This is a genomic window from Hymenobacter algoricola (genome assembly GCF_039539525.1).
Taxonomy (GTDB): Bacteria; Bacteroidota; Bacteroidia; order Cytophagales; family Hymenobacteraceae; genus Hymenobacter; species Hymenobacter algoricola.
This window is the reverse complement of record NZ_BAABDH010000039.1, coordinates 205,285-219,487: the sequence shown is the minus strand read 5'-3', so window position 1 is coordinate 219,487 and position 14,203 is coordinate 205,285. Positions and strand designations below refer to the sequence as shown.

At 64.0% G+C, this 14,203-nt stretch carries 14 protein-coding genes; 5 read left to right on the top strand and 9 right to left on the bottom strand.

All coding sequences use genetic code 11. The features are described 5' to 3' along the window. Positions 1 to 271: 271 nt before the first annotated feature. Together ABD842_RS11830 and ABD842_RS11825 are read left to right on the top strand one after the other, a co-directional pair. Complete coding sequence (locus tag ABD842_RS11830; protein WP_345113882.1) at positions 272 to 1,192, top strand: DnaJ C-terminal domain-containing protein; 921 nt, start codon at positions 272 to 274, stop codon at positions 1,190 to 1,192. Then, on the top strand, positions 1,161 to 1,409 hold the full coding sequence (locus ABD842_RS11825; RefSeq protein WP_345113880.1) for a hypothetical protein: 249 nt from the start codon (positions 1,161 to 1,163) through the stop codon (positions 1,407 to 1,409). Before ABD842_RS11830 ends, ABD842_RS11825 begins: the two co-directional genes overlap by 32 nt. 12 nt (positions 1,410 to 1,421) lie before the next feature. On the opposite strand, the gene ABD842_RS11820 is transcribed toward ABD842_RS11825, so the two are convergent. The 6 genes from ABD842_RS11820 to ABD842_RS11795 form a co-directional block, all read right to left on the bottom strand. Further along, positions 1,422 to 2,165, bottom strand: coding sequence for a ZIP family metal transporter (locus tag ABD842_RS11820; protein WP_345113878.1), 744 nt, complete (start codon positions 2,163 to 2,165; stop codon positions 1,422 to 1,424). 94 nt (positions 2,166 to 2,259) lie between these two features. Beyond that, on the bottom strand, positions 2,260 to 2,997 hold the full coding sequence (locus ABD842_RS11815; protein WP_345113875.1) for an SAM-dependent methyltransferase: 738 nt from the start codon (positions 2,995 to 2,997) through the stop codon (positions 2,260 to 2,262). Between the two features lie 169 nt (positions 2,998 to 3,166). Beyond that, a complete protein-coding gene (locus tag ABD842_RS11810) occupies positions 3,167 to 3,556 on the bottom strand; it encodes a hypothetical protein (protein ID WP_345113872.1) in 390 nt (129 codons plus the stop codon). A 149-nt stretch (positions 3,557 to 3,705) separates the two neighbouring features. Beyond that, positions 3,706 to 4,356, bottom strand: coding sequence for a hypothetical protein (locus tag ABD842_RS11805; RefSeq protein WP_345113869.1), 651 nt, complete (start codon positions 4,354 to 4,356; stop codon positions 3,706 to 3,708). Positions 4,357 to 4,481: 125 nt separating this feature from the next. Continuing rightward, complete coding sequence (gene nadC / locus ABD842_RS11800; RefSeq protein WP_345113867.1) at positions 4,482 to 5,342, bottom strand: carboxylating nicotinate-nucleotide diphosphorylase; 861 nt, start codon at positions 5,340 to 5,342, stop codon at positions 4,482 to 4,484. A 144-nt stretch (positions 5,343 to 5,486) separates the two neighbouring features. Next, complete coding sequence (locus ABD842_RS11795) at positions 5,487 to 5,885, bottom strand: DUF4783 domain-containing protein (protein WP_345113864.1); 399 nt, start codon at positions 5,883 to 5,885, stop codon at positions 5,487 to 5,489. Between the two features lie 163 nt (positions 5,886 to 6,048). On the opposite strand from ABD842_RS11795, the gene gpmI reads away from it, so the two are divergent. Together gpmI and ABD842_RS11785 are read left to right on the top strand one after the other, a co-directional pair. Next, on the top strand, positions 6,049 to 7,605 hold the full coding sequence (gpmI, locus tag ABD842_RS11790; protein ID WP_345113861.1) for a 2,3-bisphosphoglycerate-independent phosphoglycerate mutase: 1,557 nt from the start codon (positions 6,049 to 6,051) through the stop codon (positions 7,603 to 7,605). Continuing rightward, positions 7,598 to 8,170 carry a hypothetical protein gene (locus ABD842_RS11785; RefSeq protein WP_345113858.1) on the top strand — a complete coding sequence of 191 codons (573 nt, stop codon included), beginning with the start codon at positions 7,598 to 7,600 and terminating at the stop codon, positions 8,168 to 8,170. Before gpmI ends, ABD842_RS11785 begins: the two co-directional genes overlap by 8 nt. Before the next feature lie 5 nt (positions 8,171 to 8,175). On the opposite strand, the gene ABD842_RS11780 is transcribed toward ABD842_RS11785, so the two are convergent. The 3 genes from ABD842_RS11780 to prfA all read right to left on the bottom strand — a co-directional run bounded on the left by ABD842_RS11780 (position 8,176) and on the right by prfA (position 11,309). Continuing rightward, a complete protein-coding gene (locus tag ABD842_RS11780; RefSeq protein WP_345113855.1) occupies positions 8,176 to 8,598 on the bottom strand; it encodes a secondary thiamine-phosphate synthase enzyme YjbQ in 423 nt (140 codons plus the stop codon). A gap of 8 nt (positions 8,599 to 8,606) precedes the next feature. After that, positions 8,607 to 10,094, bottom strand: coding sequence for a hypothetical protein (locus tag ABD842_RS11775; RefSeq protein WP_345113852.1), 1,488 nt, complete (start codon positions 10,092 to 10,094; stop codon positions 8,607 to 8,609). A gap of 144 nt (positions 10,095 to 10,238) precedes the next feature. Beyond that, positions 10,239 to 11,309 (bottom strand): peptide chain release factor 1, encoded by a 1,071-nt coding sequence (gene prfA, locus ABD842_RS11770; RefSeq protein WP_345113849.1) that lies wholly within the window; start codon positions 11,307 to 11,309, stop codon positions 10,239 to 10,241. 415 nt (positions 11,310 to 11,724) lie between these two features. Between prfA and thrA the strand changes: the two genes are divergently transcribed. Then, complete coding sequence (gene thrA, locus ABD842_RS11765; RefSeq protein WP_345113846.1) at positions 11,725 to 14,169, top strand: bifunctional aspartate kinase/homoserine dehydrogenase I; 2,445 nt, start codon at positions 11,725 to 11,727, stop codon at positions 14,167 to 14,169. The last annotated feature ends 34 nt before the right edge of the window (positions 14,170 to 14,203 follow it).

Here is a 14,203-nt window from a genome sequence, read left to right as displayed (position 1 = left end):
ACAAAAAGCCCGGTAAAAGTTCGCCGTGGCCCCATAACCCGAGGCATGGCTCCTGCGTTGAGCCGGCAAGAGGCCTGCGCGGGCCTAATACGGGCTTGCTATTGCGCTTTTGCCCGGCAGCCGATGGCAATGCAGGCCCGGCGCGGAGCCGCTCAAAGCAGAGCTCCCGTCAGAAAGTCCCACCTTGCACCCCACCAACCGGCAGGCAAAGGCTGGGCGCCGGCCCCATAGGTTGACCCGCCAGGAAACCAGCATTCAAAATTCTCCGATTGTGGATTACAAAGACTACTACAAGATTCTGGGCGTCGAGAAAACCGCTACCACCGACCAGATCAAGAAAGCCTACCGCAAGCTGGCCCGCCAGCATCACCCCGATGTGAACCCCAACGACCCGAAAGCGGAACAGAAGTTCAAGGAGGTAAACGAGGCCAACGAAGTCCTCAGCGACGAAGACAAGCGCCGCAAGTACGACCAGCTCGGCGCCGACTACCAGCGCTACCAACAAGGTGGCGGGCGCCGCCCGGGCAGCGGCGGCTTCGACTGGTCGCAGTACTCGCAGCAGGGCAGCGGCGCGGGCGGCGGCCAGGACCCGTTCGGCGGCACCGACTTCTCCGACTTTTTCAGCTCCATCTTCGGGGGCATGGGCGGCGGGCAGCGGGCCGGCGGCCAGCGGGCCGGGGCCGGCCAAGATTACCAGGCCGAGCTGGAGCTAACCCTGGAAGATGCGTTCTGCGGCGGCCCCCGCACGCTCACCGTCAACGGCAAAAGCCTGCGCATCAGCATCAAGCCGGGGGCCGAAGACGGGCAAACCATCCGCCTGCGCGAGCAGGGCGGCCCCGGCCGCCACGGCGGCCCCGCCGGCTCCCTCTACATCACGCTGCGCCTGCAGCCCGACCCGCGCTACACCCGCACCGGCGACGACCTGACCATGGACGTGCCGGTGAGCCTCTACAAAGCCGTGCTGGGCGGCGAGCAGGTGGTTGAAACGCTGTCGGGGCCGGTCAAAATCAAGATCAAGCCCGATACGGCCAGCGGCACCCGGCTGCGGCTGCGCGGCAAGGGCTTTCCAAACTACCAGAGCCCCGGCCAGGTCGGCGACCTGTACCTGCGGCTCACCCTGACGCTGCCCCACAACCTGACCGACCAGGAAAAGGCTCTCTTTGAGCAGCTGGCGGCTCTGCGTCAGGAATAAGGCCGCCGCTGGCGGCGGCGGTGCCGTCCTGCATTTTTGCTTCGTCCACACCTACCACGCGCTTGGCATCAGCAAGGAGGCCATCGACATTGTAGTGGCCATGCGCCGGCGGCGGCTGGATATGCAGGAGGCCCTGGCCCGGCAGACCGCCCGGGCCGCCCAGCCGGAGCGCTACCTGCACGGCAGTGGCCCGGTGCTGGACTCCGACGGCGAGTAGCCGCCAAACGACTCAGGGCTGCACGATGTCTACGGCCAGCGCCAGGGCGCAGCCGGCCAGCGTAGCCGCCAGCTTGGGCCAGTTGAGCTTGTGCTCCGGGCTGATTTCGAAGAGAATGGTGGTGGAGACGTGCAGAAAGTTGCCGGCCACCAGGCCCAGCAGCGCGGCATACAGCCCGCCGGTCAGCAGCTGCTCCAGCACCACGTAGTTGCTGACGATGATGCCTGCTGGCGCGGCCAGGGCAAACAGCACCAGATAAGGCAGCGCCCGCCGGAAGCTGTTCAGCCGCAGCAGCAGCGCGGCCATCAGGGCGAAGGCGGCCGGAATGTGGTGCAGGGCCACGCCGGTCAGGATGGCGTAGAAATCCTGGCTGACGGCCCCGACTTCGGGGGATTTCACCAGGATGCTGCCTTCCAGAAACGAGTGAATGACCAGGGAAAACAGCAGCATAAACGGCACCTGCCCGGCGTGGGCAGTATTGTGGTGTACGTGGCCGTGCTCGACGCCCTGAGAAAACACTTCCAGAATCAGCTGCCCGAAAAAGCCGGCCAGCACGTAGTAGCCCACGCGGTGCGTGGCCGTGGGCGCCAGCGCCAGCGCCTCGGGCAGCAGGTGCGTCACGGTGAGCGTAAACAGGTAAGCGCCGCTAAAAGCCAGCAGCGGCTTCATCCAGGTGGTGCGGGCCGTGGGCACGAAGCGGGTGAGCCACCCGGCCCCGAGTACGGTAAGAAACAGCAGCAGAACGGCAATCCACATAGTAATTGGGTATTTGTTTGGTGCGCGAGGCGGCCAGCCCGGCACGACCAGCTGCTGCGGCTCCCGTGCCGGCCCGGCACCTCAGCCCAGCGGCCTACTTTTTCAGCACGAAGATCATGCGCGGGCTGCGGTGCCCGTCATAAGGCGTCAGGTGATAGTCGCCCAGGACTTCGGCCAGGCGCAGGCCAGCCATCAGGAAGTACTCCTCGAACTGCACCCGCCGCAGGGCCCGCACCCGCTCCTCGAAAAACTGGGCCCGGCCTTCGGGGTCGGTAAAACGGATTTCCTTCACAATAAAGCCGTTGTCGAGGTGGCGGCGCAGGTGGAAGGTGATGCCGTCGACAGTTTTTTCCTCGCGGCCCACCAGCTCAAATACGGCCCGCTCGGTGTTCATGAAGTCGATGACCATCTTGCCGCCGGGGCGCAGCGCCGCCGCTGCCGAGCGCAGCGCCACCACGTTCTCAGTTTCCTCGGCGAAGTAGCCGAAGCTGGTAAACAGGTTGAAGATGAAATCGAACGGCCCCCAGGGCAGCGGGTCGCGCATGTCGTGCACCTCAAAGTGCAGCTGCGGCTGAGCAAACTGGCGGGCATAGACAATGCTTTCCGGGGAAAGGTCGACCCCGGTTACATCGTACCCTTTTTCGCTCAGGTAAATGGCGTGCCGGCCTTTGCCACAGGCCAGATCCAGCAGCCGCGTCCCGGGCTTGGGGTGCAGGTGCACCAGCAGCGCGTCGATAAAGTCCCGGGCCTCCTGTTGGTCTCGGTCGCGGTACAGCAGATGGTAGTACGGCGAGTCGAACCACGTGCTAAACCACTCGATTTCGGTTGACATCAGAACGAAAAAAAAAGCCTGGCCGCCCCGGCGCGGACGGCCGGTACCAGTGGAAAGAAACCCGCTTCGGAAAGGCGCCAGACCACCGGGCGGAGTGGTAGTTGCCCCAAACGATAACTGCCGCCAACTCAGCGTCGGCGGCAGTTAGTGCCCGGCAAACGCTGCCGAACTATTCCTCTTTCAGCTGGCCGCCGCTGGTACCGCGGGGCATGGCGTGGGGCTCGGCTTTCAGCTTGGCGGCATCAGAGCCCTGCTTGGTACGCTCCACCTCTTCCGCGTTGGCGCTCATGGCTTTCTCGGCCGAGGGCTTGTTGCGCACGTTCACATCGACCTCGTCCACTGCACCGTTGGTGCTGATGGGGTGCGCAATAGCCGCGCCCTTGGCTTGGTGCGGAGCTTCCGCCGAGGCCTGATCGAAGTTGTCAGACGAGCGGGTACCGGGAGCCACCATGTCCAGGGACACTTTCTTGTCGGGGCGGTAGTCGGAAGGCTCGCTGCTGCAGGCGTTCAGCGCGAGGGTAGCCAGGGCAAGGCCGGAGAGCAGAAGATTTTTGGTCATAATCGTGAGCGGTTGAAGAGCCGCCGGGCGGCAGAAATGGAGAGCACCGCACGAGTGCGGCGCAAAAGTAAACACGGAAGAGCAAATGCCGCGGCCTGGGCGCCGCCGACCTCGGCCGGCAAGCTGATACCGGCCGCCGCCGCGAAAAGTTACGCGGCCGGGGGGCCGGCGGCGGCGGGCGGCGCCGCTACCGGCACTTCCAGCGCGGGCAGCAGGTTTTTGCGGCGCAGCATCGAGTCGAACAGCTTGATGTCGTTCGGCGAGTTGAAGATGCGCAGGGGCAGGTGCAGGAATACGGGCACGGTGAACGTGCGGCCCAGCCAGCCGCGGAAGCCCGGCAGCTGCTCGGCCTCGGCGGGCGGCTGCAGCCAGAGCAGGTAGGCGTCGGCGTCGCGGCGGGCCTTGCCAATCATGTCCCAGGTCAGGCCCATGCCCTTGGTCTCGTTCAGGCGCAGCAGAATCTGCTTGTTGTCGATTTCATAGTTCAGCCGCTCAAACAGGGCCTTGCTCTGCTCCATCTGGGCCACGCCGGTAATCTGGGCCGAGCGCAGCAGCACGTAGAGCAGCGTGAGCACCACGGCCAGCAGCAGCCACCACCACGAGGGCCAGATGGCGGCGGGCAGCACCCCGACGGCAAAGGGAATCAGGGCGTACCACCACTCCTTTTTCCACACCTGGCTCATGGCCATGCGGGTATAGGTGTCGGTGCTGAGCTGGTATTTCTTGGTGCGGATGGCCATCGGGCTCGGGCCCTGGCCCTGCGCCTGGCGGTAGCCACCGCGCTGATTGGGTTGTTGCATTGACGTAATGGGCTGTATTTGGTTCAGGTGCGGAGGTACTGCTTCTTGATGCGCCGCTTGGCCGGGGTCCGCTCGACCAGGGGCCAGCCCCGCCACAGCGCTTGGCTCATCAAACAAACCGCACCTCAATAAGCTTTCAGGCTCAGGTCCAGGCTTTTGACGGAGTGGGTCAGGGCGCCGACGGAGATAAAGTCGACGCCGGTACCGGCCACTTCGGCAATGGTCTGCTCGTTGATGCCGCCGGAAGCCTCGGTAGGGAAGCGGCCGGCCACCAGCGCCACGGCCTTGCGCAGCAGCGTGGGGGCCATGTTGTCGAGCATGATGCGGGTGATGCCGCCGGTGTCGAGCACCTGCTGCACCTCGGCCAGCGTGCGGGTTTCCACCACGATGGGCAGCTGCCGGCCAGTGCGGGCCAGGTAGGCGTGGGTAGCTTCAATGGCCAGCCGGATGCCGCCGGCGTAGTCGACGTGGTTGTCCTTGAGGATAATGCCGTCGAACAGGCCGTAGCGGTGGTTGACGCCGCCGCCGATGAGCACGGCCCACTTCTCGCAGAGGCGGAAGTTAGGGGTCGTTTTGCGGGTATCGAGCAGCTTGGCGCTGGTACCGGCCAGCAGGCTGGTAAGGTGGGCCGTGTAGGTGGCAATGGCGCTCATGCGCTGCATGCAGTTGAGCACCAGCCGCTCGGCAGTCAGGATGCTCTGGGCTTTGCCTTCCACGGTAAAAGCAATGTCGCCGTGCTTGACGCGGGTGCCGTCGTTGAGTAGCTGGGTGACGCGCAGGTCGGCGTCTACTTCGCTAAAGATCAGGTGGGCCAGCTCGATGCCGGCCAGCAGGCCCTCACTTTTCACTAAAAGATGGGCGCGGTTCCGGGCCTCGGCGGGAATGGAAGCCAGGGAAGAATGGTCACCGTCGCCGATATCTTCGGCCAGGGCCGTACGAATAAAGGCGGTGAGGGCTTCCGGGGTGAGGTAAGGAGCTTTTTGCACGGTGCAAAAATAGAAAAAGGCCCCGACTTGCGCCGGGGCCTTGGCAAAGAAAGCTGAATTTCGGAAGCTACGAACCGGGGAAAAGCAACCGGAGTAAGTAGTTTTTTCTCAAACGGTTACCGTAGCGCGTTAGCAGGCAGCAGGTTATTCCTTGGTGAAGTCGATGGTGTCGATGACCAGGTTGCCCTGCGCCGATTTCATCTTGACGAACATCCGGTAGGCGCCGCTTTTGCTCACGTACTTGCCCACGGCGTAGGGCGTGCCCTCGTTGCTGCCGCCGTAATGCACGAAGTCGAAGCCGGCGGGAGAGTTCTTGGCGAAGAAGTCTTTCATCACAAACTCGGCCTGCGTGGCGCTGTAGCTCTGCTTGTCGCCGTCGAAGCTCAGCTCCACGGTAGAGCCGAAATGCTGCGCCAGCTCTTTGGACGAACCGCCCCGGATGGCGTTACGCACCGGTGCGAACCCTTCACCCTGGGCGTTTACTGTTACGGAGAGGAGCACCAGCCAGACGATGGCCACTGCATGAAGGAGGGTACGTTTCATACTAGGGGAGGGAATGCATCAGGCTGTTTGCTAAAACTATGCCAACTGCCCCATACGAATAAAAGATTCTGATGGCCGAACCGTGCTGGGGGTAAGTTAACGTAAATGAACAGAAACCAACTTAATGCGTACGTTCCGGGCCTCGGCCCCTATCTTTGCAGCTATGAACAAACAGGTATTGTTGGTGATTCTGGACGGCTGGGGTCTGGCGCAGAACAAAGAGGCGTCGGCAGTAGACAAGGCCCAAACGCCTTTCGTTGACTCCTTGTTCCAACGCTTCCCGCACAGCAAGCTTCAGGCCTCCGGCGAGGCCGTGGGCCTGCCCGACGGACAGATGGGCAACTCCGAAGTCGGCCACATGAACATCGGGGCCGGCCGCGTGGTGTACCAGGATCTGGTGCGCATCAACAAAGCCATTCGGGAGCGGAAGCTGGGCACGGTACCGGCGCTGGAAAAGGCGTTTGAGTACGCCCGCACCACCGGCAAGAATCTGCACTTCATCGGCCTGCTCTCCGACGGCGGCGTGCATTCCCACATCGACCACCTCAAAGCCCTTTGCACCCTGGCCCACGACGCCGACGTGCACAAGGTGTTCATCCACGCCTTCACCGACGGCCGCGACACCGACCCCAAAGGCGGCGTGAACTACGTCAACGACCTGGAGCAGCATCTGGAGCGTAGCGGCGCCAAGATTGCCTCCATCGTGGGCCGCTACTACGCCATGGACCGCGACAACCGCTGGGAACGGGTGAAAGTGGCGTATGACCTGCTGGTGAATGGCACCGGCACGCCCTCGCAGAACCTGATCCAGAACATGCTCGACTCCTATAAAGAGGGCGTGACGGATGAGTTTCTGAAGCCCATTGTAAAAGTAGGGGCCGATGGGCAGCCGCTGGCCACCATTCAGGAAGGCGACGTGGTTGTCTGCTTCAACTTCCGCACCGACCGGGGCCGCGAAATTACGCAGGCGCTGACGCAGCAGGACTTCCATGCCTTCAACATGCACCGCCTGAACCTGAACTACCTGACCCTGACCAACTACGACGCCACCTTCGTGGGCGTCACCCCGGTTTTCGACAAGGACAACCTTGAAAATACCCTCGGGGAAGTGCTGGCCGCGCACGCCAAAAAGCAGATCCGCATTGCCGAAACCGAGAAGTACCCGCACGTGACGTTCTTTTTCAGCGGCGGCCGGGAGCTGGAGTTCGAGGGCGAAACCCGCATCATGCGCGCTTCGCCCAAGGTGGCCACCTACGATTTGCAGCCCGAGATGAGTGCCTACGACCTGCGCGACGCCCTGGTGCCGGAGCTGCAGGCCCGCTCGGCCGACTTCATCGTGCTCAACTTCGCCAACCCCGACATGGTGGGCCACACCGGCGTGTTTGATGCGGTGGTGAAAGCAGTGGAAACCACCGACACCTGCGCCCGCGACGTGGTGGAAGCCGCCCTGGCCAATGACTATGCCTGCATTATCATCGCCGACCACGGCAACGCCGAGGTGATGATAAACCCCGACGGCAGCCCCAATACCGCCCACAGCACCAACCTGGTGCCCTGCATCCTGGCCGACAACGACTACCAGGGCAGCCTCACCGATGGCCGGCTGGGCGACATTGCGCCCACGATCCTGGAGCTGATGGGCCTGCCCCAGCCGGCTGATATGACCGGACTGTCGTTGCTGCACCCAAACGGCGCGGCGCTCCTGCTGCCGAATGCGTAGCCCCTGGCTGGCCGCGCCGCTGCTGCTGCTGGTCGGCGCCTGCGGGCCCGAGGAAGCCGCGCAGGCGGGCCAACCCACCCGGCCGCCGCTGTACTTTGACGTAAAGGGCCTGCTCGACGCCCAGACGGCCCTGCTCACCCGGCAGAACCCGGCGGTGGAAAAGCAGGTGCAGCTGCGCGGCGGAGCGCAGGAAACGGCGCGGGTAGCGCACGTGGACTGGAGCAAGGAGCTCCAGGTTTTCTACCAGGCCGACATCAACAAAACGGCGCTGCTCGGGGCTTACGCGGCGCTGCCCCCCGAGCCCACGGCCGCCGGCCTGCGGCAAACCTACGTGCGCAAGCCCGGCATCGAGCACGCCGTGGAGCAGCTGGCCGTAGTGTCCGACCGTGCAGGGGTACGGGAAGTCACGGCCACTCTTTCCCAGGACAATCCGCTGTTTTTCTCGCAGAAGAAGCTGGTGCTGAGCTACGAGGCCGGCAGGCTGCGCAGCTACCGGGTGCGGGGCCTGCAGAAGCTGGTGCTGTTTGACACGCTGCGCTATTCGGCGGCGGTACGGGTACTGTAGCGCGGCTACTCGCCCATGAGCGTCACTACCACCCAGCGCCGGCCGCCATGGTTGCGGTGCTCCCCCAGATAGATTCCCTGCCAGGTGCCCAGCGCCAGCTGCCCGTTGGTAATCGGGATGGTGACGGACGCGCCCAGCAGGGCCGCCTTCAGGTGGGCAGGCATGTCGTCGGGGCCTTCCTGGGTGTGGTGGAAGTAAGGAGCATTTTCGGGGGCCGCGCGGTTGAAGAACTCCTCGAAGTCGTGGCGGACCGTGGGGTCGGCGTTTTCGTTGATGCTCAGGCTGGCCGAGGTGTGCTGCAGGAAGAAGTGCGCCGTGCCCACCGTCAGTGCTTCCAGCTCGGGCAGCTCGGCCACCAGCAGATCGGTAACGAGGTGGAAGCCCCGGCGCACGGCCGGCAGCCGCAGGCGTTTCTGAATCCAGCGCATCGTACAGTCTAAGGGTTAGTCCGCTCGTAGGCGCCCAAGTCGGGAGCAGCGCCGCGGGGTACGTGCAGCAGGTCGAAGTCGAGGCGGGCCCCGCGGGCGGGCCGATTGCTGGCCGGGGAAAGCGTGTCGAGGCGGTAGTCGAACTTATCGGCAAACCCGTTGTCGGGGGCGCGCCTGAACTTGGGGTTGCTGTTGATCAGGTTGTCGTTGACGCCGAGCTGGGTGCGGAAGGCCTTGGTGCGCAGGATGCTGTTCTGCACCGCAATCGGGTAGGGCGTCCCGTTGTTTTCAAAGCCCAGCTCGTCCTCCAGGGAACCCCAGATAATCGAGTTCTGAATCGTGATGCTGGTCTGAATCGGGTTGGCCAGGTTGGCCCGCAGGGCTTTATTGGTAAAAAACAGCGAGCTGGTTTCCCGCCGGAACTGGGGCGTATAGTTGGCCACCGTGCAGAAGTTCAGATTGTACTGGCCCCCGCCCACGGCGCGCAGGGCGTACTCGCCGCAGTTGGTGAGCAGGCAGTTGTTGAGGGTAAAATCGCCGGAGAAGCTGAAGATGCCGGCCCCTTCAAACGCCTGCCCGCCGTTGGCAAACGACAGCGTGGCGCCGGAAATGTTCTTAATCACCGTATGCTCAAGCAGCACGTTGGGGCGGGGCTGCTGGTTGCCGGGGTTGTACACGAGCAGGGCAAACGAGGCGTTCTTGATTTCGGCGTAGCGCACCACGTTGTTGCGGCTGGTAGAGTCGAACTGGATGCCCGCCCACTGCCCCGGCACGTCGTTGTAGGCCGGTTCCAGCCGGTCGGCGGCAAAGCGGACGATGTTGCGGTCATCGGCCTTGAGCGGGGTGGTGGGCGCAAAGTCCGGATTGACCCGCAGCGTGCCCCGCACGATGATGGCCGCGCCGGCGTGCGAGTACACGCGGGTACCGGGCTGAATGGTGAGCACGCAGCCCGGCCTCACCAGCACGGCCCCGAAGATGACATGGGGCCGGTCATTCTTCCACTCCTCAATGCAGGGCAGAATCTGGTTGCGGTGGAAGTAGGCGTTGCGGCCGTACGATATCAGCTTCACGTCCTGGTTGTTGCCGTTGGTGCGAAACTGCAGCCGGTCCTCCACCAGAAACGGCTTGTCCTCGGTTTGCTGCCCGGGACCGAGCAGGGCGCGCACCAGGATCTGCAAACTGTCCTCGCCCCGGATTTCCACGTTGTTGGCGGCCGGGCCCTCGTTGCCGTTGATGACCAGCGAATACGGCGTGCCGCCGGGATTCGCCAGCGTAATCTGCTCCACCTTCACGGCCCGGCGGTTGCGGTTATACACCCACAGCCGCTTGGTCACGGTGCCCACCTGGGCAAAGACCGTGTCGAACATCACCGTGTCGGTCGAGAATGCCAGCCGGGCGCCGGCATCCGTAGTCAGCAGATTTTCCTTCGGCTCGCAGCCGGGCAGCGCCGTGAGCAGGCAGGAGGCAACGAATAGCAGCGGTAGCAGAAAGCGCATGAGAGGCGGGCAAGAGCAGCTTAAAAACGGGTCATCCTGGGCTTGTAAAGGACCTTATCCCGGGCCACGACGCGCGCCGGGGGGATAAGGTTCTTCGCAGGCTCAGGATGACAAACGGTTTGGGAACCGGCTTAGTGCAAAAGACTACGAAACGCCTTCCTTCAAGCGCTCTGCGCTTTCGGCAATGCGCAGCTGCTCCACGAAGTCGTCGATGTTGCCTTCCATCACGCTGGCCAGGTTGTGCACCGTGTAGCCGATGCGGTGGTCGGTCACGCGGCCCTGGGGGTAGTTGTAGGTGCGGATTTTGTCGCTCCGGTCGCCGCTGCCAATCATGCTTTTGCGCTGGGCGCCTTCGGCCTCGTTTTTCTTGGCCAGCTCGATTTCGTAGATCCGCGAGCGAAGTACCTGCAGGGCCTTGTCGAAGTTCTTGAGCTGCGACTTCTGGTCCTGGCACTGCGCCACCAGGCCCGTGGGCAGGTGGGTGAGGCGCACGGCCGAGTAGGTCGTGTTTACCGACTGCCCGCCGGGGCCCGATGACATAAACAGGTCCTTGCGCACGTCGTTCATGTCGATCTGCACGTCCAGCTCCTCCGCTTCGGGCATCACCACGATGGAGGCCACCGAGGTGTGAATGCGGCCCTGGGTTTCGGTGGCCGGTACGCGCTGCACGCGGTGCACGCCGCTCTCAAACTTGAGCTTGCCGTACACGTCCTCGCCCTTCACGGCCAGAATAATTTCCTTGTAGCCGCCCGAGGTGCCTTCGGTGGCGTCGATGAGGTCCATCTTCAGGCCGTTCTTTTCGGCGTAGCGCATGTACATGCGCTGCAGGTCGCCGGCGAAAATGGCCGCTTCGTCGCCGCCGGCGCCGGCCCGGATTTCCATGATAACGTCCTTGGAGTCGTTCGGGTCGCGGGGCAGCAGCAAATCCTTGATGACGGTTTCGAGGCGGTCCTGCTCGGGCAGCAGGCCTTCGAGCTCGTCCTTGGCCATCTGGCGGAAGTCCTCGTCCTTCTCGGTCGAAATAACTTCGCGGGCTCCTTCAATATTGGACAGCACCTCCTGGTAGCGGCGGTACTCCGTCACGATTTTGCCCAGGTCCTTGTATTCCTTGTTCAGAGACTTGTAGCGCTTCATGTCGCTCATAGCCTCGGGCTGCATCAGCTGTTCGTTGACGTCTTCGTAGCGCTGGCGAATGGCTTCCAGTTTATCTAGCATCTTGCCTTCAGAGAGTTGTATTAGGCTGTAAAGATACGGAATCTAACACCACAAATCCGGGCCCTTGTTGCCGCTTCCCAGCACTACCAGCCGGACCAGCGCCGGCCGATGCACGCCGGCGCTGGTCCGGCCGGGCGGTAGTACCTTTCTTATTGGGTACTGGTTTGGCCGGGAAAAATTCCTACTTTGGCCCCACACTCCTGCCCGAATGGTTCAGCGTCTCCCGAATCTTCCGTTTGCCCCCGCCCCGACTGCTTCCTTCGCAGTCACGCCCACACGCATGGTCACTACCCGCTAGCGGGCTGCCCATTCCCCCCACTCCTTCTTCGAGTTCAGCAGCCCGCCGCCCCCCGCATTCTTCGGAATCCGGACGGACGCAGCGGGCTTTTTCATGCGCGTTCCAACTCCCTCGTTTATGCAGGTTCTAAAATTCGGCGGTACGTCCGTGGCCAATGGGGCCAACATTCTCAGGGTACTGGACATCGTTCTGGAGGCCGCGCGGCAGGATACCGTAGTGGTCGTGGTGTCGGCCCTGGGTGGCATCACCGACGCGCTGATGGCGGCCGGGCAGCGGGCCGCCGCGGGCCAGGCAGCCTACCAGGAGCTGCTGCTGCACATCGAGCAGCGCCACCTGGAGGCGGTGAAAGAGCTGATTCCGGTGGCCAGCCAGAGCGCGGCGCTGAGTCAGGTGAAGCGCCGCTGCAACGAGCTGGAAGCCATCTGCAGCAGTGTGTTTGCCCTCGGCGAGCTATCCGCGCGCACCTTGGACCGGCTCATGAGCTTCGGCGAGCTGCTCTCCTCGCAGCTGGTGGCCGCGCGGCTGCAGGCCACCGGCACGGCCCACGCCTGGCACGACAGCCGGGCGCTGATTCGCACCAACTCCCGCTTCGGCGCCGCGGAGGTAGACTTCGCCACCACCAACCAGCTGATCCGCGACTGCGTGGCCGCCGGGCCGCAAGCCATCCACGTGGTGCCGGGTTTCATTGCCGCCGACGCGGCGGGCACCACCACCACGCTGGGCCGCGGCGGCTCCGACTACAGCGGGGCCATCTTCGCCGTGGCCCTGCAAGCCAGCCGCCTGGAAATCTGGACCGACGTGAGCGGCATGATGACGGCCGACCCGCGGCTGGTGCGCCACGCCCAGCCCATTGCGCACATTTCCTACCAGGAGGCCATGGAGCTGTCGCACTTCGGGGCCAAGGTGCTGTATCCGCCCACCATTCAGCCGGTGATGCACGCGGGCATTCCGCTCCGGATCAAAAACACCTTCGCCCCGGCCGACTACGGCACCCTGGTGGAAGTGGCCCCGCCCCGGACCCGGGACACGGTGCGCGGCATCTCCAGCATCGGCGGCCTGACCCTGCTTAACCTGGAAGGCAGCGGCATGGTGGGCGTACCGGGCTTTAGTAAGCGGCTGTTTGAGGCCCTGGCCCGGGAGCGCGTCAACGTCATTCTCATCACCCAAAGCTCCTCGGAGCACTCCATTTCGGTGGCCGTGGGCGCAGCCGATGCCGAACGCGCCAGGACGGCCGTGGACGAGGAGTTTGCCCACGAAATCAGCACCCGCCGGCTGGAGCCGCTACGGCTGGAAACCGGGCTGGCCATTGTGGCGCTGGTGGGGGAAAGCATGAAGAACCATCCCGGCATCAGCGGCCGCCTGTTCAGCGCCCTGGGCCACAACGGGGTCAACATCCGCGCCATCGCCCAGGGCTCGTCGGAGAAGAACATTTCCACCGTCATTCAGGCCTCGGATGTCAAGAAGGCCATCAACGTGCTGCACGAAGCCTTTTTTGAGGTCGAGTACAAGCAGATCAACGTGTTTATCGTGGGCGTGGGCAACGTGGGCCGCAAGCTGCTCGGCCAGCTCCAGCAGCAGCAGCGCTACCTGCTCGACAAGCTGCAACTGCAGCTGCGCGTGGTGGCGCTGGCCAACAGCCGGCAATACGTGCTGGACCCCAACGGCCTCGACCTGAACACCTGGGAAGACCGCCTGGCCCAGGGCCAGGAGCTGCAGCTCAACGACCTGGTTGAGCAGATTCACGCGCTGAACCTGCGCAACTCAGTGTTTGTGGACGTGACGGCGGCGGCGGAAGTGGCCGACTGCTACGCGGCGCTGCTGGCCAAAAGCGTGGCGGTGGTGGCCTGCAACAAGGTGGCCTGCGCCTCGGCCTACCAGAACTACGCCCGGCTGAAAAGCCTGGCCCGGGAGTTCAACACCAGCTTCCTGTTCGAAACCAACGTGGGCGCGGCCTTGCCCGTCATCGGCACGCTCAACGACTTACTGCGCAGCGGCGACGTGGTGCAGCGCATGGAAGCGGTATTGTCGGGCACGCTCAACTTCGTCTTCAACCACTACGACGGCCGCCGCCCGTTTGCCGAGGTGGTGCGTCAGGCCCAGGACGAGGGCTACACCGAGCCCGACCCACGCCTCGACCTGAGCGGCACCGACGTGGCCCGCAAAATCCTGATTCTGGCCCGCGAGGCCGGCGTGACGATGGAAATGGCCGACATCGACAACACCGCCTTCCTGCCCGCCGCCTGCCTGGCCGGCGACGTGCCCGCGTTTTACGAGCAGCTCGCCGCCCACGAAAGCCACTTCCGCCAGCTCTACGACGCGGCCACCGCCGCCGGCCGGAAGCTGCGCTTCGTGGCTTCGTACAACGATGGGCAGGCCGCCGTGGGCCTGCAGGCAGTAGGCCCCGACCACGACCTGTACCAGCTGAAAGGCAAGGACAACGTGGTGCTGTTCTACACCAACCGCTACGCCGAGCAGCCGTTGGTGGTGAAAGGCGCCGGGGCCGGGGCCGACGTCACGGCCGCCGGGGTTTTTGCCGACCTGATGCGCGCCGCCCGGGTTTAGCCGGCTCCATTCTGTTGTTCCCGTTCTGCCCGCC

Bases quoted from the DNA above. Each gene is read 5' to 3' on its own strand.
- ABD842_RS11820 (WP_345113878.1), bottom strand. From the start codon at position 2,165: ATGTGGATTGCCGTTCTGCTGCTGTTTCTTACCGTACTCGGGGCCGGG.
- ABD842_RS11815 (WP_345113875.1), bottom strand. From the start codon at position 2,997: ATGTCAACCGAAATCGAGTGGTTTAGCACGTGGTTCGACTCGCCGTAC.
- ABD842_RS11810 (WP_345113872.1), bottom strand. From the start codon at position 3,556: ATGACCAAAAATCTTCTGCTCTCCGGCCTTGCCCTGGCTACCCTCGCG.
- ABD842_RS11805 (WP_345113869.1), bottom strand. From the start codon at position 4,356: ATGCAACAACCCAATCAGCGCGGTGGCTACCGCCAGGCGCAGGGCCAG.
- ABD842_RS11795 (WP_345113864.1), bottom strand. From the start codon at position 5,885: ATGAAACGTACCCTCCTTCATGCAGTGGCCATCGTCTGGCTGGTGCTC.
- gpmI (WP_345113861.1), top strand. From the start codon at position 6,049: ATGAACAAACAGGTATTGTTGGTGATTCTGGACGGCTGGGGTCTGGCG.
- ABD842_RS11785 (WP_345113858.1), top strand. From the start codon at position 7,598: ATGCGTAGCCCCTGGCTGGCCGCGCCGCTGCTGCTGCTGGTCGGCGCC.
- ABD842_RS11780 (WP_345113855.1), bottom strand. From the start codon at position 8,598: ATGCGCTGGATTCAGAAACGCCTGCGGCTGCCGGCCGTGCGCCGGGGC.
- ABD842_RS11775 (WP_345113852.1), bottom strand. From the start codon at position 10,094: ATGCGCTTTCTGCTACCGCTGCTATTCGTTGCCTCCTGCCTGCTCACG.
- prfA (WP_345113849.1), bottom strand. From the start codon at position 11,309: ATGCTAGATAAACTGGAAGCCATTCGCCAGCGCTACGAAGACGTCAAC.
- thrA (WP_345113846.1), top strand. From the start codon at position 11,725: ATGCAGGTTCTAAAATTCGGCGGTACGTCCGTGGCCAATGGGGCCAAC.